Source organism: Litchfieldella xinjiangensis (genome assembly GCF_000759345.1).
Lineage (GTDB): Bacteria > Pseudomonadota > Gammaproteobacteria > Pseudomonadales > Halomonadaceae > Litchfieldella_A > Litchfieldella_A xinjiangensis.
The window spans coordinates 55,770-77,528 of the sequence record NZ_JPZL01000004.1 but is presented as its reverse complement, the minus strand read 5'-3'; the positions used below and the strand labels follow the sequence as shown (position 1 = coordinate 77,528).

At 60.5% G+C, this 21,759-nt stretch carries 20 protein-coding genes; 6 read left to right on the top strand and 14 right to left on the bottom strand.

Annotation, left to right across the window (positions count from 1 at the left end; genetic code table 11):
• Window positions 1–109: 109 nt before the first annotated feature.
• On the bottom strand, window positions 110–979 hold the full coding sequence (locus JH15_RS15155; protein WP_052384162.1) for an alpha/beta hydrolase: 870 nt from the start codon (window positions 977–979) through the stop codon (window positions 110–112).
• Window positions 979–3,669 carry an autotransporter family protein gene (locus tag JH15_RS15150; RefSeq protein WP_043531890.1) on the bottom strand — a complete coding sequence of 897 codons (2,691 nt, stop codon included), beginning with the start codon at window positions 3,667–3,669 and terminating at the stop codon, window positions 979–981. The genes JH15_RS15155 and JH15_RS15150 overlap by 1 nt, the downstream gene beginning before the upstream one ends.
• A gap of 302 nt (window positions 3,670–3,971) precedes the next feature.
• On the opposite strand from JH15_RS15150, the gene JH15_RS15145 reads away from it, so the two are divergent.
• The 3 genes from JH15_RS15145 (at window position 3,972) to JH15_RS15135 (ending at window position 5,564) form a co-directional block, all read left to right on the top strand.
• Window positions 3,972–4,844 (top strand): diacylglycerol/lipid kinase family protein, encoded by an 873-nt coding sequence (locus JH15_RS15145; RefSeq protein ID WP_043531888.1) that lies wholly within the window; start codon window positions 3,972–3,974, stop codon window positions 4,842–4,844.
• Between the two features lie 63 nt (window positions 4,845–4,907).
• A complete protein-coding gene (locus JH15_RS15140; protein ID WP_043531886.1) occupies window positions 4,908–5,141 on the top strand; it encodes a type II toxin-antitoxin system Phd/YefM family antitoxin in 234 nt (77 codons plus the stop codon).
• Window positions 5,142–5,564: a type II toxin-antitoxin system VapC family toxin gene (locus tag JH15_RS15135; protein ID WP_043531884.1), complete on the top strand. Its 423-nt coding sequence runs from the start codon at window positions 5,142–5,144 to the stop codon at window positions 5,562–5,564. It begins immediately after the preceding gene.
• Here JH15_RS15135 and JH15_RS15130 read toward each other — a convergent pair.
• The gene (locus JH15_RS15130) at window positions 5,561–5,809 is read right to left on the bottom strand and encodes a hypothetical protein (RefSeq protein WP_043531882.1); all 249 of its coding nucleotides are present in this window, start codon (window positions 5,807–5,809) and stop codon (window positions 5,561–5,563) included. The genes JH15_RS15135 and JH15_RS15130 overlap by 4 nt on opposite strands.
• Before the next feature lie 112 nt (window positions 5,810–5,921).
• On the opposite strand from JH15_RS15130, the gene cysQ reads away from it, so the two are divergent.
• On the top strand, window positions 5,922–6,749 hold the full coding sequence (gene cysQ, locus JH15_RS15125) for a 3'(2'),5'-bisphosphate nucleotidase CysQ (RefSeq protein ID WP_043531880.1): 828 nt from the start codon (window positions 5,922–5,924) through the stop codon (window positions 6,747–6,749).
• Window positions 6,750–6,974: 225 nt separating this feature from the next.
• Here cysQ and JH15_RS15120 read toward each other — a convergent pair whose 3' ends face one another.
• Window positions 6,975–7,733: an SDR family NAD(P)-dependent oxidoreductase gene (locus JH15_RS15120; protein WP_043531878.1), complete on the bottom strand. Its 759-nt coding sequence runs from the start codon at window positions 7,731–7,733 to the stop codon at window positions 6,975–6,977.
• A 130-nt stretch (window positions 7,734–7,863) separates the two neighbouring features.
• Between JH15_RS15120 and JH15_RS15115 the strand changes: the two genes are divergently transcribed.
• Together JH15_RS15115 and JH15_RS15110 are read left to right on the top strand one after the other, a co-directional pair.
• Entirely contained in the window at window positions 7,864–8,826 is a 963-nt protein-coding gene (locus JH15_RS15115) for a TAXI family TRAP transporter solute-binding subunit (protein WP_043531876.1), read from the top strand.
• 101 nt (window positions 8,827–8,927) lie between these two features.
• Entirely contained in the window at window positions 8,928–10,733 is a 1,806-nt protein-coding gene (locus tag JH15_RS15110; protein ID WP_043532526.1) for a TRAP transporter permease, read from the top strand.
• Window positions 10,734–11,087: 354 nt separating this feature from the next.
• Here JH15_RS15110 and JH15_RS15105 read toward each other — a convergent pair whose 3' ends face one another.
• From JH15_RS15105 to JH15_RS15060, 10 genes are all read right to left on the bottom strand, one after another.
• Entirely contained in the window at window positions 11,088–11,519 is a 432-nt protein-coding gene (locus JH15_RS15105; protein WP_043531874.1) for an REP-associated tyrosine transposase, read from the bottom strand.
• Between the two features lie 830 nt (window positions 11,520–12,349).
• Window positions 12,350–12,925, bottom strand: coding sequence for a type 2 periplasmic-binding domain-containing protein (locus tag JH15_RS15100; protein WP_052384161.1), 576 nt, complete (start codon window positions 12,923–12,925; stop codon window positions 12,350–12,352).
• Between the two features lie 339 nt (window positions 12,926–13,264).
• Window positions 13,265–14,560: a type II toxin-antitoxin system HipA family toxin gene (locus JH15_RS15095; RefSeq protein WP_043531872.1), complete on the bottom strand. Its 1,296-nt coding sequence runs from the start codon at window positions 14,558–14,560 to the stop codon at window positions 13,265–13,267.
• On the bottom strand, window positions 14,557–14,796 hold the full coding sequence (locus tag JH15_RS15090; RefSeq protein ID WP_043531870.1) for a helix-turn-helix domain-containing protein: 240 nt from the start codon (window positions 14,794–14,796) through the stop codon (window positions 14,557–14,559). Before JH15_RS15090 ends, JH15_RS15095 begins: the two co-directional genes overlap by 4 nt.
• 158 nt (window positions 14,797–14,954) lie before the next feature.
• Window positions 14,955–15,362 carry a response regulator gene (locus JH15_RS15085; protein WP_052384160.1) on the bottom strand — a complete coding sequence of 136 codons (408 nt, stop codon included), beginning with the start codon at window positions 15,360–15,362 and terminating at the stop codon, window positions 14,955–14,957.
• 38 nt (window positions 15,363–15,400) lie between these two features.
• Window positions 15,401–17,011, bottom strand: coding sequence for a PAS domain-containing sensor histidine kinase (locus tag JH15_RS15080; RefSeq protein ID WP_043531868.1), 1,611 nt, complete (start codon window positions 17,009–17,011; stop codon window positions 15,401–15,403).
• Between the two features lie 102 nt (window positions 17,012–17,113).
• Entirely contained in the window at window positions 17,114–18,223 is a 1,110-nt protein-coding gene (locus JH15_RS15075; RefSeq protein WP_043531865.1) for a pyridoxal phosphate-dependent aminotransferase, read from the bottom strand.
• Window positions 18,224–18,262: 39 nt separating this feature from the next.
• Window positions 18,263–18,712 carry a GNAT family N-acetyltransferase gene (locus tag JH15_RS15070; RefSeq protein ID WP_043531862.1) on the bottom strand — a complete coding sequence of 150 codons (450 nt, stop codon included), beginning with the start codon at window positions 18,710–18,712 and terminating at the stop codon, window positions 18,263–18,265.
• A complete protein-coding gene (locus JH15_RS15065; protein ID WP_043531860.1) occupies window positions 18,709–20,121 on the bottom strand; it encodes an FAD-binding oxidoreductase in 1,413 nt (470 codons plus the stop codon). Before JH15_RS15065 ends, JH15_RS15070 begins: the two co-directional genes overlap by 4 nt.
• Window positions 20,122–20,132: 11 nt before the next feature.
• A complete protein-coding gene (locus JH15_RS15060; protein WP_043531858.1) occupies window positions 20,133–21,749 on the bottom strand; it encodes an ABC transporter ATP-binding protein in 1,617 nt (538 codons plus the stop codon).
• Between the last annotated feature and the right edge of the window lie 10 nt (window positions 21,750–21,759).

The window sequence follows — 21,759 nt, the reverse complement described above, 5'->3', positions numbered from 1 at the left end:
ATGATGTATGTTTTTTAGCCGGCGCATTGTACTGGTTTGTTACAAACTTGCGAAGGAATTATTACACTGGCCTGTAGCGCGCTAGTCTCAGGCCAGTAAGCTTTGCTATTTACTTTACGATTTGATCTGAATTCATAGCTAAGCATTCAATAGGCTGATCCTGCCATTGCTGCCAAGCCTGTTCCCAGCCCTGCGTATGGCTGACGTTCTCGAGAGTAACGGCTTCGGCGCAGGTACCCTCCAATTGCTTGATATACGCCCGCAGCAGGCTAGTGGGCACGATGCGATCGTCTTCCCCGGCGAAGTGGCGTTGCGGTAGTTGAGCCAGTCGATTTTGATAATCCAAAGGCTCAAGCGCAGACGCCAGCGGACGAAGACCGTGAAATTGAATCCATTGCGCGGGCATGACGTTACCGGCAAGGGTCTGTACTTGGGTTACGTCGTTGCGTTGGGCGGCCAGGAGTAGGGCCAGTGCGGCGCCACCGGAATATCCCACCAGTTCGAAGTGTGAGTTGCCCTGCTGCGACTTGATCATCGTCAGCGCGGTATCGAGACTATCGACGACGGCTTGCGAGAAGCGCCGATCGGTCCATACCTCAGGCTGGCAGCCTGACGCAGAGATGAACTGGCAAGGGCGTGCCAGGTAAACGCTGGGAGCAGGGTCGTTGAATGCCAGCTGAGCCACCAGAAGCTGGCGCGGGCTAGGGTCGAGACTCGGCTGGGTTGCTGTCGCCCAGGCACGGCCGTCGCCTTCTATGTATACCCGTAGGCGGAGGGAGCCGGCCCCTTGTCGCGGTGGACTATACACCAGCGGGTATGGGCTGTCGGTGACTACGGTGACGTGTCTGCCGTGGGATGAAGACAAGGCTTCCAAGGCGTGCTGAGAGGACTGACAGCCGCTCAGCAGGGCGAGGAGCATGCCCACGCCAAGCAGCTTCAGTCCGGCCCGCTTGCGCGGGCCGGATAGGGCCATGCTCATCAGAACTCGTAGCGCATCTTGGCGACGAAGCTATCCGCGTCGAAGTCGCTCTTGGTGACGAAGTCGTAGCTGAGGCCGAGAGAGAAGGCGCCCAAGAGGTAATCGACCCCCACGCCGGCTTCATACGTCGTGTTAGCGGGATCGGCCCCCTGAGTCACGAATGACGAGCCGCCACGCACGAACGAGGCCGTGCTGGTGGCCCGGTCGTCGGCAAAGTCATGATATGCCATGAACGTGGCCTGGGGTTCCAGTGTGCCTTGCCCGGCATCGAAGCGACCTGCAAAGCGCACGCCTGCACCCAGTTCAGCGATTTCCTGGCGCTGCTCTTCCATGCGCAGGGCAGCCGAGGAGCCGCTTTCCTGGTAGCTTTCCGTCTTCACGTGGCTGTAGCGTGCCGCGACCCGAGGCTCGACCAACAGCCCGTTCTGTACATCGAACCCATAGCCACCGAGGAGATTGAGGCCGAGAAGGCGGCTGTCGTAATCGGCTTTAGCCGTCGTGCCGGCAATGCGACGCTCGCTCTCGTTGCCGTTGAAGCCATAGGTCATGCTGGCGTCAAGGAAGTAGTTGCCCAGCTCGTGGCCGCTATACAGCGTGAACGCATGACCTTCCACTTCGGTCTGGTTGCCTGTCGCGCTGTTCACGTCGGTGTCGAGGTAGCTGTATGCCAGTCCCAGCGTGGTTTGCGGATTCGGTTTGCCGTCGGCGCCGATCGCGATACCGCGGCTGTAGGCATTGTAGCCAGGAATCCCTTGGCGCAGATCTTGAGTGGCCTCGCTATAGAGCCCCTGAACCCAGACACCGGTTTCCTGGAAGGTGTCGCCGGAGTTCATGCCTTGGCGGGCGCCGCGGGTACGGCTGCTGGTGGTATTGCTGACCAGGCCTTGGCCGGAAACGGCTGCCGAGGTTGAGCCTCCGTTGGCTTCGGGCGATAGCTGCACGGCCAGGCGAGCGACTTCGGATTCGTTGGCGTGCGCAAAGGCACGGAATACCGGGTCGTTTTCATCCAAACGGCCCATCAGCGGGGCAAAGCTGCGAATGGCGGCTTGTGCGTTGCGTGAACCCCCGTTTCTTCTGACGCTATCGGCGACCTCGTCGGAACCCTTGGCCGAGACGGTCGAGGTCACTTGGTTAGCAGTAACCGTGGTTTCCATATTCAGGAAAGGAGAGGCCAGGGTGACATCGAGGTTGTCGTTGTTAGCGCCGTTGTCGATCTGATTTGCTTGCACCAGCGTATAGGTGCGGCCTTGGGCGGTGAAGTCGGCCGCGACCGGCGTGAGGCGAATCTCGGCACCTTCGGCGAACTGCACGTTCCCGTTGACAGTCAATACAGGCGCAGCGTTGCTCTCGCCAATGAACATGCCTAGCGAAGCGCCACTATCGACCTGTACGAGCCGCGCTTGGATGCGGCTTCCGTCAAAAATGACATCGCCGCTTACGCGAACGGTGCTTTGGCCGATGCCGCTAACGCCATCTTCACCGTTGAGCAGAAGATCCCCCACGATCTTGCCCCCGCTCCACAACAAGTTGACGTCGCCGTTATAAGAGAAAATCGCAGCCTCACCACCACTGATCAGGCCGGCGCGGTGTTCGATGGTGAGCGGCTTGCCGCTGCCGATATCAGCGAAATCTTCCAGTTCGATGGCGTAACGTTCGCCTTTGATGGTGCCGGTATTGATGAGGCGAGGGTCCGCGGACTCGAAAGAGCCCAAAAAGCCGATCGATTCGGCGCCTGTCGCTTCGATGATGCCGTTATTGATCACCTGCCGAACTTGAGCTGGGCCATTTAGCGAGGTGATGTCAACCGCAGAGGCATACCGCCCGTTGGCCCTAATCTCACCGTTGTTGATGAAATCTCCGCCGAGCTGGGTACCCTCAAACAAGATACCTTGTGCCAGCTCACCGTTTGCTTCGATCAACCCGCCGCGTTCGTTACGGAAATTACCGATCGACACGTCGGCCAGATTGATGCCAACCGCTGCGGTGCGCACTCGATTGTTTTCGTCATCCCATATAGGTTCGCCCTGCGCATCGAACTCTAGCTTCGAGACGGTATCGGTCGCGCGGATGGTGCCGGAGTTGATCAAATCGCCCTTAATGATGGTAGTGCCTGCTGGGTCATGGGACATCCAGATCCCCATAGACCGTTCGCCTTCGACGGTGATGCTGCCTTTGTTGTGAACGTTGCCACCCACCTGGGTCACGGAGAGATCGAGGCCCCGAGCGCCTTCTTCGTAGATGAATTGATTACTTCCGTAGGTAACAAGCCCACCCTTCGCAGAAAGGGTGCCTTCATTGATCAGGTCACCTTCGATTATCGCCGGGTCGAGCAGCATGGCGGCCACGCCATAGCCTTCGACCGCGATGCTTCCCCGATTGATCAGGCTGCCACGGATGGTAGTCGCCACCCCGTCTTCTGAGCTGTCCAGGTCGAAGCCGCTGGCATAATCACCCGAAGACTGTATCGAAGCCTCGAGGATGAGGTTCTGCTCGAACCTGACGCCCTCGAATTCAATGGCATCGTCATTGCCGGTGTAGCTGCCGGAAACGGTGACTGCTTCACTGTATACGGTAGTTGCGCTTTCGCTGAGACCGGCATTGGTTAGTGTCAACGTTGCTGAATAGGCCGGCATGCTGACGCCTGCGACTGCCAGGGCGAGCAGGGTCTTGCGAAAATGGACTGGTGGCATTGGGTTCCCTTACGTTTTTTTAATCGACTCAGCGTTCTCGCTTCTAAGGAGACGGATTGAGCGACATGACCATACTTGGACTGAAACGCCTCGAACGGAGAGGCAATACGTTACATCGGCAGTTTCTGATAGAACTTAAGCGAAGTTAGTGGTCTTTTGGGCTCGGGGAGTCTAAGCGTTTGGATTATGCCAATAATGCTTTATGGCATGTCGCCAACCTATTTGAGCCCTTGTGGTGGGCCACGCTTTGAATGCGTATGTTAGTGTTATGTAAGAGCCAGCTAGGGTAGGGAGAACCCAGTATGACGGATTGGCTTATCGCAAACGCCAAGGCGGGCGACGGCGCCCGGGACAAGGCCTTCTGGCAAGCCCATCTCGAGGCGGTCGGCATCGACAACCTGCGTGTCGAAACGCTGGGCGACGATGCCTGGCACCGGGACGTGCAGGCGGGCGACCGCGTGATGGTGGCGGGGGGCGATGGCTCGGTGAGTGCCATGGCGGCGCTATGCATGAAGCGCAAGGCGATCCTGGGGGTGTTGCCCTCGGGCACGGCCAACGATTTCGCGCGTAACCTGGATCTCCCCGACGACCCGACCGAACTGTGCCGGGTGATCGCTTCGGGCCATACCGTGGATGTGGATGTCGCCACGTTCGACGATCATATCTTTCTCAATGTGGCGCATATCGGCCTGGGCACGCTGCCCTCTAGCGAGGCCTCGCACGAGGACAAGAAGCGCTTCGGCCGTTTCAGCTACCTGGCTCTGATGGCTCGTAGGGTAAGCAGCCAGCGGGGCTTTCATGCGCGTATTGTCTACGACGATACGGTCATTGAGGAGCGTTGGCTGTCGATTGCCGTGTCGTCGGGGGCGTTCTTCGGGGGCGGGCAGACCGTACCGCAGGCGATCATCAACGATGGTAATCTGGATATCGTGTTGGTCCGGCCCAGCTCCGTACCGCACCTGCTATTCTCGTTTGTGGCCACGCGGCTGATGGGCCATACGCCCAAGCATGACAAGTCGATCACGCACATCAAGACACCTAGCTGCCGGATTGAACTCCGTCACGAGAAAACACTCTCGGTAGATGGCGACATCCTCGGCAAGGTGCCCTCGTTTGCTGCCGCATGCCGCCATGAGGTGCTTAGAGTCGCTGCCGAAAGGGTGGTTGGAGGATAGTCTCTTGTGGCTCGTCAATTATGGAAGTACACTTGATGTGTACACGAGTCGGAGAGTGATGTGATGCAAACAGCCAATGTGAGGGAAACCCGGGAAAAGCTATCTCTCCTTCTGGATACTGTGGCGGCTGGGGAGGAAATCATCATTCTTCGCCGGGGTAAGCCGGCAGCCAGGCTAGTCGCTGCCGACAGCGATATCTCTTTCTTGGACCGCAGCAGCTTGCGGCAGGAACTGCCACCTATGGTCGGTAGCGCAGCTCAGGCGATTCGCGATCTTCGAGATGAGGAGCGCTATTAGGTGCTCTATTTCGATACAAGTGCCATTCTTCCTTATTATCGTCAGGAAGCGGACAGTGAGAATGTTCAGGTATTGCTGGATCGACAGACACGGCCGGTCCTGATCAGTCAGCTTACGCAGGTTGAGGTCGCCTCCGCTCTAGCGAGGTGGGTACGAATGGCTGAGCTAACAGAGCCCCAGGCTAATCGTATTGAAAGTGCCTTTCATGAGGATATATCGGCTGGGCGCTTTGCGGTTTGCAACGTGGATGCTGCCTATTTTCAGCGGGCAGCTCATTGGCTACTGGCTCGAAAAACGTCTCTGCGCACGCTCGATGCGTTGCACATGGCGTGCGCAGAAGCTCACCATTGTCAGCTAATCACTCTGGATGAGGCGCTACTAAGCGCATCGCGCTATTTTGGCCTCGACGTCGGGCGTCCTTAGCGAAACTTGCCCACGTTGGGATCGTCGGCGTCATAATCCTGGGTATCGTCAGGCTCGGAGCCCGGTTCGACGGTGCTGTCGCGTTCATAGGCTCGGGCGGCATCGATCGCTTCGGGTTCGGTGTCGTGACGCGATACCTCCTGCGGCGCGTTTTCTTCGGTTACGTCGACGACACGCCATCCTGATACCAGAATGACATCGTCACGTTCTTCCTTGATCGGTTCGACACGTACGGTACGGGTCATAGTTGCCTCCTTGGTCATGACGTCCTCGGCCCTCAAGATGGCAGAACGTTGGCAGATTCGCGAATGTGAGAGTGCAGCGTTTGGTTAACGGAATTCGACACAGGGAAAGGTCATGAAGGTAAGCATTGATGGCACGCTACGCGAACATCTGATTCGCGGCGTCCTGGCGGCGGGCCGTCAGGTGATGGATATCTACGAAGGTGAATACGAGATCTCCTACAAGGGGGATGCCAGCCCGCTGACCGAGGCGGACATGGCGGCGCACTGCGCGCTGGTGGCGTTGCTGAAGGAACACACCCCCGACGTGCCGATCCTGTCCGAGGAGTCGGAGGAAATCCCCTACTCCCGTCGCAAGGGATGGCGGCGGTACTGGTTGCTCGATCCGCTGGACGGTACCAAGGAGTTCATCGGCCATACGGGCGAGTTCACGATCAATGTGGCATTGATCGAGGAGGGCGTGCCGATGTTCGGGATCGTTCATGCGCCGGTGCTGGATACCACCTGGTGGGGCCAGGCGGGGGTGGGTGCATTCAAGCGTGTGGGCGGCGACGAACAGGCCATTCAGGTGCGTGCCTTGCCTGAGCCGGAGCAAGAAGCCTGGAAGGTGGTGGGCAGCCGCCGACATGGCGCGGGGGCCTTCCAGGCGTTCTGTGATGCGCTACCCAATAACGAGCGTGTCTCGATGGGCAGTTCGTTGAAGCTGTGCCTGGTTGCCGAAGGCAAGGCCGACCTGTATCCACGTCTGGCGCCGACCAGTGAATGGGATACCGCCGCAGCGCAGGCCGTGGTGACGGCAGCCGGAGGTGAGGTGCTGGAAGCGCATACGTTGCAGCCGCTGCGCTGCAACCAGAAGGAGAACCCGCTGAACCCGTGGTTTATCGTTTGTGGCCAGCGCGATGAGCGCTGGGAGCAGGCATTGGCGGATGCATTGCCGGGCTAATCATGTACAGACGCACATACAATCGCGCAGCAAATAGCTGCGCTCCTACAAAGCCAGCGACTTTGCTCACCGTTGGATAAAGACACCTAGAGTTCTGTGGGAGCGCACGGTCCGGCGTCCCGGGTTTTCTGCGCGATAGACGTGTTGCCTATGGTAGAGAAAAATCACGCAGCAAGCTGCGCTCCTACAACACCCAAGACATTGATTACCGTTGGGTATAACCACCTATAACCGCCCACCACCGATACTCACCGATGCGCCGCCATCGACCACCAGCGTCTGGCCGTTGATGAATGTGTTGCCCTCGGATAACAAATACCCCACTGCCTGGGCCACTTCGTCGGCGTCGGCGACCCGCCCCAGCGGGGTGGCGTCGGTCCATAGCTTGCGAGAAGGCGAATCGGGAATCTCGGCGGCTTCCTGCATGCCGGTGGCAACGGGGCCGGGGGCGACGGCATTCACGAGGATACCCTGCGGGGCCAGTTCCACCGCCAGGGCGCGCGTCAACGACAGGATGGCGCCCTTGCACGCGGCGTAGGCGCTACGCCCGGCGCTGGTGCGTAGGCCATGGACCGACGCCACGTTGACGATGCGTCCACTACCGTGGCCGACCATCAACCGGGCGGCGGCTTGCAGGGCCTGATAGGCGCCGATCACGTTCACGCTCAGCATGGCCTCGAGGTCGTCACGCCCCGTTTCCAGGAACGCCCCACGCCGAATGATACCGGCGGCGTTGACGAAGCCGGTCAATGTGCCCGTTTGGCACAGTGCCTGGAAAGCGCTGTCGAGACTCGCGGGCGAAGTGACATCGCAGGCGATGAAGCGATTCGATGTCAGACCCAGCGTTTTAAGTTGGGCGTTGGCGAGAGCGCGGTGGGCCTCGAGATCGAGCAGGACGACCCGATGGCCCTCACGATGCAGATGGCTGACGATGCTGGCGCCGAGTCCACCGCAGGCACCCAGCACAGCCGTGATGGACGGCATGGCGTTCCTAACGTCTAATGTACATGAGCCCGCCATTATAAGACGTTACGTCGGGAAAACACCGCGCCAAACGTCTTGGCCATAACGATAGGCATCGACACGATGCCGCTACGCAATCGGGGAGGAACGCATGCGTCATTTTTCACGCTCACTTCTGGCGACCGCCATGGCCGTAGTGATGGGGACCGGAGCACTGTCTGCCCAGGCGGAAACCCGGGTCACCTATAAATCGGCCTCGGCAGGGACGGCCTATTACCAGATGGGAGTGGAGCTCTCCGAGGCAATCAAGAACGGCACCGACGGCGAGATCGTACTGACCCTCGAGGAGAGTCAGGGCTCGGTCCAGAACGTCATGGAAGTGATGGCACGCAGCGGTAACTACGTTTTCACCACGCCGCCTGGGCTGGTCAAGCAGGCGCTGGCAGGCGAGGGCGCCTTTGCCGAGCGCAACAGCCCCAAGCTGCAGGAGATTCGTGGGCTGTTTCCAATTCCTTCCATCACCATGCACATCGTGGTGGCGGGTGACGAAGGGGTGATTGGCCTGGAGGACCTGGAAGGCAAGGAGATCCTGATTGGTCGCGGCTCGTTCGGTGCACGTGAAGCCGAGCGCTATCTCGAGCTGTTCGAACTCACTGACAAGGTCGAGGTCGCCAACGCCAATGTCGGCAGTGGCCCGGACGCGCTCAAGAACGGCCAGATCGATGGCTTCGTCACCGCAAGTTCGTTCCCCACGCCCAACGTGATCGAAACCGCCGCCAGCATGCCGGTCAGCCTGGTATCGATGACGGATGAGCAGATCGAGAAGACCGGTGCGGCGCGCCAGACCATTCCCGGCGGTACCTATGCGGGCATCGACGAGGATGTCGAGACCACCTCGCTGCCGGTGATTGCCTATACCACCGCAGCGATGGACGACGACACCGCCTACACCCTGACGCGTACCTTCTGGGAGCGTCGCGAGGTCATGGCAGAAGAATCCCCCTGGTGGGGTGGCATCACCCCAGACATGGTCGGCAACATTGCCGGTACCCTGCATCCGGGCGCGGTGCGCTACTACGAGGAAGCAGGCATCGAGGTGCCTGAATCCGAGTAATCGTTCGCGTAATGCGGTAAGCTTTTCGCCTTGTCCAATGCCCTGCGTTTACGCGGGGCATTCTTTCGTCAGAAGAAGCGAATGCAATGTCGACACCTGCCATGCCTGCCTCCGATCCGATATCGACCGAAACGACAGCTGATGCCTCCTCGCGACCGGCGCTGGGGTGGATTGCCCTGGGGGCGGTGTCGGTCGCCTTTCACCTTGGGTTGATCTTTTACGGGCTGGCCCCGGCCCTGGTGAGCCGGCCGATACACATGGCGCTAGCCTTGCCCTGGATCCTGGTATTCGTTGCCAAGACGCCCTGGCAGCGCGCCAGCGGCTGGGTGCTGACGCTGCTGGGTGTCGCCGCCTGCGGGTACATCGCGTTCAATGAGGAAGCGCTGGCGTATCAGTACGGGTTCATCGATAACGCCTGGCAGATGGCGATCGGCGCGTTCCTGATTCTGCTGGCACTGGAAGCGGCGCGCCGCGCCATCGGCTGGCCATTGCCCCTGGTCGCGGCCGTGGCGCTTCTGTATGGCATGCTCGGCCAATACATTCCTGGCGAATTCGGCCATCCCGGCCTGCCGTTGCAGAGTTTTGTGGGCACCCTGACGATCGCCGAAGGCGGTCTGTGGGGCTCGCTGACAGGCGTCAGTGTCGGCGTGGTGGCAATCTTCGTGATCTTCGGCGCCATGCTCAATGCCGGCGAGGCGGGCAAGGGCTTCATGAACATGGCCAGTGCCGTGGCGGGTCGCCTGACCGGCGGGGCGGCCAAGGTATCGGTGATCTCTTCGGCGCTGATGGGGTCGATTTCCGGTTCGGCTTCGGCCAATGTGGCGTCGACCGGCGCGATTACCATCCCCAGTATGGTGCGCCTGGGGTATCCCCGTTCCCTGGCGGGGGCGGTGGAAGCGGTGGCCTCCTCCGGTGGGCAGATCATGCCGCCGTTGATGGGGGCGGGGGCGTTCGTCATGGTCGAACTGACCGGCACGCCTTATACGCAGATCATGGCGGCAGCGCTGCTACCCTCGATCCTGTATTTCCTGACGGTATGGGTCGGTATCAACGCCTACGCCACACGCCACGACCTGCGTCCGGTCTCGGCCGAGGAGCAGCCCAGCCGGCGCGAGGTGTTGGTGACGTCGGTATTCTTTGCCGTGCCCTTTGCGGTGTTGCTCGAGCGGATCTTTGTCGGTGGCTACACACCCCAATATGCCGCCAGCATCGCCACCTTCGTCGGGGCGGCGCTGTTGCTGTTCGATGTCAGGCTCACGTTTTCGTTGGGCGGTTTCCGTGACAGGTTGGCCGAGGCGCTGGTCACCGCCGGCAAGCAGGTCGCGATCATCGGCGCAATCATCATCTGTGCCTCGTTGGTGATCGGCGTGCTGGCCATGACCGGGCTGGGTGTGAAGATCACCTCCGGCATCCTGTCACTGTCGCAGGAAGCGTTGTGGCCTGCGCTGCTGCTCACAGCCCTGGCCTGTTTGGTGCTCGGCATGGAAGTGCCCACCACGGCCGCGTATGTGATCTGTGTGTCGGTGGCCGGGCCGGCATTGACGGCCCTGGGCCTGGAGCCGTTGCTCGCCCACCTGTTCGTGTTCTGGTATGCGCTGCTGTCGACGATCACGCCTCCGGTGTGTGGCGGCGTGTTCATCGCCGCGGGTATGGTGGGCGAAAGCTGGCTCAAGGTCGCGATCAAGGCCATGGCGCTGGGCATCGGGCTGTACATCATTCCACTGGCGATGGTGGCCAACCCCGACGTGATCCGATTGGCCTCCAATCCCATTGGCTCGCTGGTGGATGGGCTGCAAATTGGCCTCGGTCTGGTGGCGATCTCCTACGGCGTGATTGCCCGCCGTGCCGCGTGGCTGCGCGTCGTGCTGGTAGTAGTCGGAGCCGCGGTAATTTTTGCGCCGTGGTAGAGAACAGACACCGAAGCGTCTGTAGTGGTGCAGTTTACTACGCGAGAGTAAGCCCATGCCGACGCGCCTGCAATCGCGCGGCGAAAGCTGGGACGCCGGATCGTACGCTCTTACAGGATGAAACAACGCTGATATTGTAGGAGCGCAGTTCTACTGCGCGAGGGGTTGGTTCAATGCGGGCGCCTCTACAATCGCGCAGAAAATCTGCGCTCCTACAGTAGCCTGGTGTCTATACCCAACGTTAGCCGATGTCTCCGATGTTGTAGAAGCGCACGGTCCGGCGATCCGGATTTTTCTGCGCGAGGTCATAACGGCCATGCCAGCACTGATACCGGTTTACTCTGAACCGGCTTGCTAAAGCCAAACCGCATTCCAGTACGGGTACGCCCCGATATCCGTGACCAACCCCGCCCGCAGCGGGTTGGCGACGATATACCTCGCAATGGTGCGGATATCCTCTTCTCTTCGGATGGTCCGGTCGTGATAGCCGCGTTGCCATATCGACTGGCCCACGGCCAGCGTCACCTTCGATTTATATATCCGCACGATGTGCGCCAGGTCATGGTTCGCCTTGAGCAACCAGTGAACATGATCCGGCATGACGACGAAGCTCAGGGTCTCGGCCAGGGGGAGCAGAGAAGGTGTATAGAATTGGCGGCAGGCAGCTTGTGCGTGTAGGGGCTCAAGGAACCAGGGGTGCCGTTTCTCGGTGACCATGGTGATGAGGTAGTGATGATTCGGGAGCGAGACCCGCCCCTTGCGCAAGGTGTGGCCCTTGTAGGTCATTTGGCGTCCATGCCAGCGTTGGATGCATTCAGTATTATCTAATGTTAGGTGCATGCCAATGGGGGAAGTGGTGTCTGGGGTGCAAGTTCAGGCGTACCGATGCCGGAGGAAGAGTGGCTCATTCATCGCGCAGTTTCATACTGTAGGAGCGCAGTTTTACTGCGCGAGGGGTTGTTCATTGCCGGCGCGCCTGCAACCGCACAGCGAAAGCTGCACTCCTTAAACCCAGGCCGCCTTATCGTTAGGTTAAGTCATCCATGCCATTGTAGGAGCGCAGTTTTACTGCGCGAGGGGTTGTTTAATGGCCTCTGCAATCGCGCAGAGAATCTGCGCTCCTACACAAACCAGTGGTCTATTCGAAATGGTTAATGCCCTTATGGTTGGCGCTTCTGCAATCGCACAGCGAAGCCGGGACGCCGGACCGTGCGCTCCTACAGTATGAAACGATGCTGATTTTGTAGGAGCGCAGTTTTACTGCGCGAGGGGTTGTTCATTGCCGGCGCGCCTGCAACCGCACAGCGAAAGCTGCACTCCTTAAACCCAGGCCGCCTTATCGTTAGGTTAAGCCATCCATGCCATTGTAGGAGCGCAGTTTTACTGCGCGAGGGGTTGTTCAATGGCCTCTGCAATCGCGCAGAGAATCTGCGCTCCTACACAAACCAGCGATCTATTCGAAATGGTTAATGCTCTTATGGTTGGCGCCTCTGCAATCGCGCAGAGAATCTGCGCTCCTACACAAACCAGTGGTCTATTCGAAGTGGTTAATGCCCTTATGGTTGGCACGCCTGCAATCGCACGGCCAAACCGGATCGCCGGACCGTGCTCCTAAATCAATAGTCCAACAACTGCATGATCGGTGCGTCCGGCCACAGGATGGGGTCGTTGGAGAGCCGTGTGGTGGCGAACACGACCCAAGTATCCAGGGCAGGGCCGAGGTCGAGGTCCACCCGCAAGACGTCGGGGTATTGGTGGGCAACGTCCAGGGCGGTGATGCCGGAGTCGTAGTGGCCGGCGAGCAGGCCTTCGGCGACCTTGACGGTGGTAGCCTCCTCGACCAGGGTCGGCCAGGCGGAGAGGTCGGTGTAGTAACGCGTCGCCGGTTGTATACCGATGCTCTGTGGGGTGTCGACATCGCGGCGAGTGAGGATACCCAGTGGCTTGCTGGGGGCGATGAAACTGTCGACGGGAAAGGCGCGGTGCATGTAGCGCCCCACGCAATCGCTATGTGTCGGGTGTGCCGTCACTTGCATGACGAAGTCGACCTTGCCTTGGGTCAGCGCGTTGAAGGCGGCTTCGAAGGTATCGAATAGGTGTATCCGGGCGTTGTACTGACCGCGCGCCTGCAGGTACTGGCTCAGGACCAGCGCGTGGTTGCTGCCTGCCGGGCCGAGTGTGGCGAAGTTCATAAGCGGTTCACCCCGTATCGTGTCTATACCTCATAGTATGCGATACCCGGCCAGGCGGTATGCTTCGTTTTGAAGCGTGTGTCGGTGTGGGAGGGTGACGGACGGTTGCTTACAGCACGTGTCGGTAATCTCTTACAACGACGGATAACCTAGATTACATACGCAGAGCCACTGAGCTGCCAGACTACACACATCGAGCAACGGAGTGCTCAACAGGGAAGACCGAGTCAGGAAGACTCACGAACCAAGGATGCTCGGGCAGGATGCCCAGAGAAGGCAGAACGGAAGCGTAGATGAGGGCTCGGCCATTGGCCGGGCCCTTTTTGCGTGGCTGTGGCTCTACCACCGTTCGGCCCGACGACACTGGCGCTGGATGTGCTGTCGCTGCTGCTGCAACCGCCCCCACCCCTTATCGCTGAGCCCCGCTTCCTGCAGCGCCGCCTTGAGTGTCGATGAGCGAGCCGCTTCAGCGAGCGTGCCGGCAATGTATTTGATCTGACGCTTCACATACGGGTAGCTGAAGCGACACGCTTTCGAGAAGGCTTGCCAATCTCGGGGCAAAAGCTGTATCGAATTGTATTGCTGGCCTATCGAAAAGGCGAGATCCGGATGGTAGCCAAGCACGATGGTACCCACGAGATCGTAGGCGGGAGCGATTTGCCAGCGTCCCCGTTCATCCTGCACCAGTGAAATATTCTTGGCGTGGCCATCGCTATTACCGGCCAGGACATTGAATAGCTGCCAGTGCAATAGCTGTTGAATCGATCTCGCCGCGGGTTTGCAGGCGTCACGTACGGTTTGCACGATCGTGCCGAAATCGGGCCCGCCGAAGGCCTGGTACTTACGACTGCGCGGGATTCCCTGCGCCTGGCACAGGTCCTCCTGATGTATCCGTTCTATTTGTGTTGAGCCTATGCCGCGACGATCATAGCGCTCTACGATGAGATAGGGATGCCGTTCTGCGTAGCCGATGCGACAAGGGGGGCAGGGTAGCCCGGTGAGCCGAGCCAGCGTGTTGAGATAGAGCTCGTTAAGGATAACCTGCTCACGCCCAGCGACGGCAAACTTGAGGATATGTGTAGAGGGCGCTTGGCTGGTGGGTATATAGACACGGTCTTGGTCGAGGAATACGGGAATCTTGTCCTGGGCGCCGGCCAGGGATAGGCGCGGTCGCGTGTCCGGCAGTTCATCTGCCATGATCGCGTAGCGATCCTTGAACGCGGCCCAATGGCTCAAGCGGCCAGCGTCGAGTTCCCGATAGGCGGCGGCTGCCGAGGTATGTTCCGGTTTGGCAGGGCGTTCATCCAGCGGCAGGATACTTAGCGCGCCTGCGCAGTCACCACCGATGGCAGCCAACAGGGTGAAATCGTCATCGGGTAACCCCAGCCGCTTGATCAAGGCATCACGGGCTTGCTCCTCGGGCAGAAGATTGCCGAACCAATGGTGTGCAGTCAGCGTTTCGGGCTCCCAGGCCTTGCGCGTGAGAGGCAGGCTATGGGATATGGGGCGCCCCTGCGCTTGCCAGTCGCTATCGTACTCGAAGCCGATCAGACGCTCGTCGCTTCCTCGCCATAGGGTGCCGACCCGCGATGAGCCCTGCCAGACGCCCAAGGCAGTTGGGCTATCCGTTGTCATGAGGATTCATCCGACTCGCTGGGGTGGGCGCTAAGTTCGATCCCCAGCGTGTCGAGGACTAGCAGCACACGCCCCAGCCCGCAGCTCTCCCGTCCGTTCTCGAGTTCGCTGAGAAAGCGGATGCTCAGTCCGCATAGGCCGGCCATCATTTCCAGGGTCAGGCCTTGTTGCTTTCTTGCCGTACGGATGAGGCGACCGAGCTGGTCGGTTGTGTGTATGGCGATGGCCTGTGTCATTGGTCAACATTCTTTTCCCGATAGGGAAAAGATACACGTATCCGATGCGCTTTTCTACAATTTATCCCGATCGGGAAAACAACCAGCGAAATGGCACTGACCGTACGTTTTTATCCCGACCGGGAAATAACGAGCGTCAGGCCACGTTAACCAGGTGGTTACTGTAGCGCTCGGCTGACATACTGTTCGCCATTCATGATCTGGCGAATGGCAGGGGGAATCTCGTCGGGATTGCCTTTGAGGATATAGCCCTTGGCACCTGCGTTGAGGGCCTGCTCGGCGTAGTGGCGTTCGCCGTGCCCAGAGAGGATGGCGCAGGGAATATCGGGGTAGCGTTCACGAAGCGAGCTCACCAGTTCCAGGCCGCTGATGCCGGGCAACGAGAGGTCGACCAGTACCAGGTCAGGGGTGATGGCAGGCAAGCGTTCCAGTGCCTTTTCGCCGGAGTCCGCTGTCTCGCAAACGGCCAGGTCGCCTTCCTGGTTGATGAACTCCTGCAACATGGCGAGCATGTACGCGTGATCCTCGACAAGGAAAATACGTGCTGTGTCGGTATCCTTACCCATGGTACGTTCCTTCGGTTGAGGGTGAGGGAAGCAATCCCTCAAGCATTAGTATGACATCGTTCCGACGGCACCCGAATGAGTATAGAAGTCCCATCGCCGGGCACCGAATGGATTTCCATCGCACCGCCGAACAAGGAAAGCCGTTCGCGGGATGAAATGAGCCCAAACCCCGGCGCTTCGTCCTGCTCTGCCTGCATAATCTTCTGATCGAAGCCACGCCCATGGTCGATGACGCGGACCAGTATCTCCGTATCGTTCTGGTCGAGCTCGATCTCGGCGTGATCGACGCCGGCATGCTTCTTGATGTTGAACAACAATTCGCGCACCGTCTGGAACAGCAGGACGCGTAGGTCTTCGTTGGGCATGTATGGCGCACGTCGGGTATGCAGGGAAACCTTCAGTGCATGTAATTGATACATCTGCCGCTGCAGCCATTCCAGCGATTCGGCCAGCCCTTCGGTCTTGAGGATCGGTGGGCTCAGGTCCACCGTGAGTTGCCGTGTCATTTCGATGGCTTCTGCCAACCAGCTTTGCGTATCCACCACCATCGTGGTCAGTGTCTGGTCACCAGCGGCAAGTTTCTCCTGAAGCATACGCATCTTCATCTGTATGCCATATAGCAATTGTTGAAGATCGTCGTGCAGGATTTGCGAGACCCGTCGCCGCTCTTCCTGCTCCGCCATGGTCAGGCGAGAGGCGAGGTCGCGTACTTGCGCGGTACGTTCCTCGACGCGTACCTCGAGGGTTTCGTTCATGTCCTTGAGCGCACGCTCGGCGAGCTTCTGCTCGTTGATATCCATGTTCATGCCGACCCAGCTACGAATCTCGCCGTCTGGGCCTCGCAGCGCTCTGGCGCGGACATCCGTCCAACGATACCGGCCACTGGGCGCATGAAAGACACGGAATACAGTCTGAAAGGGTGCGCCCGACTCGACGCATCGATGCCACTGCACTCTGGCATGGTCACGGTCATCGGGATGAACCGCATCGAGCCATCCCGCGCCGCAAAACTGGGCGAAGCTCTGGCCGGTAAACTCTTGCCAGGAGCGCGAACCCTCCACGACGACCCCGTCGGCATCCGTGGTCCAGATGATCTGAGCCGAGGTATCTACCAGGACGCGAAAGCGCTCTTCGCTTTCGAGTAATTGATCCTCGTGGCGCTTGTGCTTGGTAATATCCACGAACGTGATGACTACACCACTGATGTCACCCTCGGTGCTGCAGTATGGGCGCACCCTTGCCAGGTGCCAGCGGCCCGCGCCATTGTGTATTTCGCGGTCGATGGGTATTTGATGCTGTAATACGCGATTGGCATCGTCAGATAAGGATGCGCAACCGAAACGATGAGAGACCGCTGAGAGTGGTCGCCCTCGATCCGCGGCGTGAATGTCGAATAGCGTCACGATCTGGGGGGTAAAGCGAAGGATACGCAGGTCGCTATCCAGAAAAAGGGTAGCAATATCGGTGGCTGTCAGCAGCGTATGCAAGGCGCTAGAGAACTGGCCGAGTTCCGTCGTTTCGCCACGTTCGCTGAAGAAGGTCTTGAGAACGGTATGTTCATCGGCCGAGGCGCCGATGCTCACGTCGGTCGAATGCTCTCCTCGCGATGCGCTCTGCCGTTCCGCTTCACCCCGTTCGTTCTGTTGCATTCGATCCTACCTGTTCCTGTATGGCTGAGATAGCAATCGCCCAGCCGATAATCCTGTGGCATCGGGACACAAAAAGCCACCAGACAGGAACAAACGCCATAATCAGGAGCATTCAGCCAGGGCCGCTTCAAGCGCCGCCAGGCGCCCAGGCTTGAGCGCCTCTTCCACGGCGGTGATACGCAATATATGGCCCAGGTTCGGGCTGGGCGGGCGGTTGATCAGGCTACCTGCGTCGAGCAGGTCGGCGTGGATGCTGGCCGCCAGTTCGCTGCTGGGCATGCGCAGGGCGATGAAATTGGTGCCGCTGGGCAACACGTCGGCGCCCAGGCTGCCGAGATGCTCGGCGAGCCGCTCACGCCGGGCATGTACCGCCTGGATGTGCTGGCGCGTCTCCTCGGGATGATCGAGCACGACTTCGGCGGCGGCCAGGGTCAGGGTCGAGACGGCATAATGGATGCGCGCCTTCATCATCATTTCGATGGTTTGGGGCTCGGCGATGGCGTAGCCGATGCGCATGCCGGCCATGCCATGCGCCTTCGACAGGGTGCGCAGGCGGATCACGCCGGGCAACACCTCGGCGGCAAACGGCGAGTCGGCATCCTGGCGGAAATCGTGGTAGGCCTCATCGAGCAACAACCAGCATTCCTCGGGGAGCCGGGCGCGCAGGTCGAGCACGGCGTCGTCATCGTGGACATGCCCGGTGGGGTTGTCGGGGTTGGCCAGGTAGACGACGCGGGCCTCGGTCTCATGGGCGGCGGTGATCAGCGCCTCGAGATCCGGCGCCAGCCGCCCGGGGCCTTCATTGTATTCGACCTCGATGCGCTCACAACCGTGGCTTTCGGCGAAGTAACCAAAGGTGGGGTAGGTACCGCGGCTTTCCACCACGGTGCACCCGGGCGTGGTAACGGTGCGAACCACCAGCGCCAGCAGGCTATCCGCGCCCGCATCGACAAGCAGCGAGTCGAGCGGTGTGCCGAGCTGCGCCGACACGCGCTGGCGAACGCCCAAGGCTTCGGAATCCCCATAGCAGTACGCATGTTCGACCATGGCATCGCCGAAATGCGCCCGCAACGCGGCATGGGGCATATCGAGCCCCTCGTTGGAGCCGAGCCGATAGGGGATCTCCCGGCCCAGGCGGCGCTCGAGCACCTTGATACCGGGGAAGGGATTCTGTGGCCCGTGGCCTTTCAGGTGATCGGGAAAGCGGGGCATGTCGTCTCCAGTCGGCGCGTTCAGTCGCTGTTCAGTGGCTTAGTTCGGGGTAAGTTGATAAGTGATCCAGTCGGTGCGTGTAGCCAGTCGATCGTAGACGGCACGCGCCCGGTAATTGTCGTCCTTGGTGATCCAGCGCACGAAGGGCCAGCCGTGCTGCTTGGCTTCCGTCTTGAGCGCATCGAACATGGCGTCTACGGCGCCACTGCCTCGCTGGCTGGGGTCGACATACAGATCGTCGAGAAAACCGACCTTGGCACCCCGCAAGGGCGACGGCATGGCGCGAAAGTGCATCAGGCCGATGGCACTGCCGTCATCGCTGCAGGCCAGCAGGCCATAAAATTCCATCGTCGTATCCTGAATCCACGACCACACCGTGTCGAGCGTCTCGTCGGCCATCGGCATGCCATAGAACTCGGCGTAGCCTCGGTACAACCGTTCCCAATCGGGCCGGTCGGCGTCGCTGGGTGTCTTGAGGGTGACGGTCATGCGGGTTGCTCCTGGCGGTCGGAAGAGGGGGCTAACACCTTATATCGATTGAGCAGTCCCTTGGGATCGAGCGCCCGCTTCAGGGTATGCATCAACGCGATCTCCTGAGGGCTCCGGCACAGGGCGAGATAGTCCCGCTTCTCGAGGCCGATGCCATGCTCTGCCGACACCGAGCCGCCCAGGGCGGAAAGTGGAGCGTATACCAAACGCTCGACGGTCTGGCGAGTCTCGGCGTCTTCGTTGCCGGCGTGTATCGATAGATGCAGGTTGCCATCGCCAATGTGGCCGAACACGACCAGGCGACTATCAGGATACGCAGTAGCAAGGTCGCGTTCGAGCGTCTCGACGTAATCCGGCATGCTGCCGATGGGCAGGCTGACATCGAAGGCGAACAGCGGGTTCAGCGCCTGGATCAGCCCCTCGATATCTTCACGTATCGCCCATAAGGCCTGGCGCTGCGCACCTGAGTGGGCCATCACTGCATCTGATACCCAGCCCGCCTCGAAGGCGGATTCCAGCGCGGTGTTGAATAGCGCTTCATCATGGGGCTGATCGATGCCCTGGGCCTCGACGAGCAGATAGTAGGGCGAGTCGGTGGGCAACGGTGGGGTGTGACGGCCGAGCTCTTCGGTCAAAAGACGATAGTGCGACTGCCACATGACCTCGAAGGCGGTGAGGTTGGCGCCCAGCTGCTGCCGCAAGCCATTGAGGATATTTGTGAGCGCCTCGAAGCCTGGCACGGCCAGCAACGCTGTGTTCTCGCTGAGCGTAGGGCGCTGGAGGCGCAGCACGGCACGCGTCACGATACCCAGGGTGCCTTCGCTGCCGATGAAGAGCTGCTTGAGGTCGTAGCCGGCATTGTTCTTGAGCATGCGATTGAGCGAACTGATCACGGTGCCATCGGCGAGCACCGCCTCCAGGCCGAGCACATGCTGGCGCATCATGCCGTAGCGGATCACCCGGTTGCCGCCGGCATTGGTCGAGATATTGCCGCCAATGGTGCACGACCCCCGGGCGCCGAGATCCAGCGGAAAATGCCAGCCCTGTGCCGCGGCTGCGTGCTGTACGGTTTCCAGCGGTGCCCCGGCCTGGACCGTCAGCGTACCGTCCAACGGATCCAGCGCTTCCACGGCCGTCATGCGCTCCAGCGAGATCACCAGTTCGTCGGGCTCAGCCTGACCCCCATGAACCAGCCCCGTCATGCCGCTCTGGGTGACGACGGGCTGGCCGGCCGCGTGGCAACAGCGCATCACGGCCGCGAGTTGCTGGGTATCGGCCGGGCGCACGATGGCCGCGGCGCGGCAGGGGGCACCGCTCAACCAGTCGTTGATGCGCTGGCTGACGGCCTCATCACGGATCACCCCGTTAGGGCCGACGATGGCCTGGATCTCGGTCAATAAGGCGTCCATCGGCGTCCTTTTCATACAGCAGCAGCGACGTGGGCGCGGCCGGGGATCGCGTCGAGCAATTCACGGGTATAGGCTTCCTGGGGCGAGAGGAAGACCTCCTGAGCCGTGCCCTGTTCGACGATACGGCCATGTTGCATGACGATGATGCGATCGCAGACCTGGGCGGCCACGCGCAGGTCATGAGTGATGAACAGGAGCGACAGCGAGAGCTTCTGCTTGAGATCCTCGAGCAGTTCGAGGATCTGGGCCTGGATCGAGACGTCCAGTGCCGACACCGCCTCATCGGCGACGATCAATTCGGGCTTGAGCGCCAGGGCGCGGGCGATACCGATGCGCTGGCGCTGGCCCCCCGAGAACTCGTGGGGAAAGCGTTCGGCAGACGCAGCACCGAGACCCACCAGGTCGAGCAGGTCGCCGGCCTGCTGGAGCGCCTCCTTACGGGGGACACCATTGGCGATCGGCCCCTGGGCAATGGCCAGGCCGACTCGGGTACGCGGGTTCAGCGAGGCGTAGGGGTCCTGAAACACCATCTGCACACGCTTGCGTTCGCGGCGCAGGGCATCGCCCTTGAGAGCACCCAGGTTGACGCCATCGAGCAGCAGTTCCCCATCGTCTGGTCGTTCCAGACGCACCACACAGCGGCCCAGGGTCGACTTGCCGGAACCGGATTCACCCACGATGCCCACGGTCTCGCCGCGGTCGAGCGTGAACGACACGTCATTCAGTGCAACAACCTCTCGCGAGGGCTTGAACAGCCCGCCCCGCGAGCGGAACACCTTGTTGAGCTGGCGCACCTCGAGCAACGGGGCCGGCTCACGGGCGTCACGTGTGGGCGGTACGGCATTGCTGGGAATGGCGTTGATGAGCGATCGGGTATATTCGTGTTGCGGGTTGTCCAGTACGTTGTGAGCCAGCCCCAACTCGACGACCTTGCCCAGCCGCATGACGCAGACGCGGGTGGCGATCTCGGCGACCACGCCGAAGTCATGGGTGATGAACATCACCGCCATGTTGCGGCGCTTCTGCAGGTCGCGAATCAATTCTAGGATCTGAGCCTGGGTGGTCACATCCAGCGCCGTGGTGGGCTCGTCGGCGATCAGCAGTTCAGGCTCCAGTGCTAGTGCCATGGCAATCATCACACGCTGGCGTTGCCCGCCGGAAAGCTCGAACGGGTAGGCACGAATCGCTTTCTCGGGCTGCGGAATGCCTACCTCCTCGAGCAGCGCCAAGGCGCGTTGCTGGCGCTCCTTGGCGTTATACAACCCGTGGGCCTCGAAGACTTCGGCGATCTGGTCACCGGCCCGCATCAGCGGGTTCAGGGCCGTCATCGGCTCCTGGAAGATCATGCCAATGCGCAGGCCCCGCAGTTCCCGATGGCGTTTCTCATCGAGTTTCAACAGGTCCTCGCCGTGAAACAGGATCTCGCCATCGGTAGGTCGAACGCCCTTGGGCAGGAGGCCCATGACCGCGTTGGCGGCCATCGACTTGCCGGAGCCGGACTCACCGACCACGCACATGATCTCGCCTTTGGCGACATCGTAGGTGACGCTTTCGGCCGCATAGGAGCGGTCGGCGCCCTTGGGCAGCGCCAGGGTCAGGTTGCGAATGCTCAGTACGGTATCGGTCATGGCTTTTCTG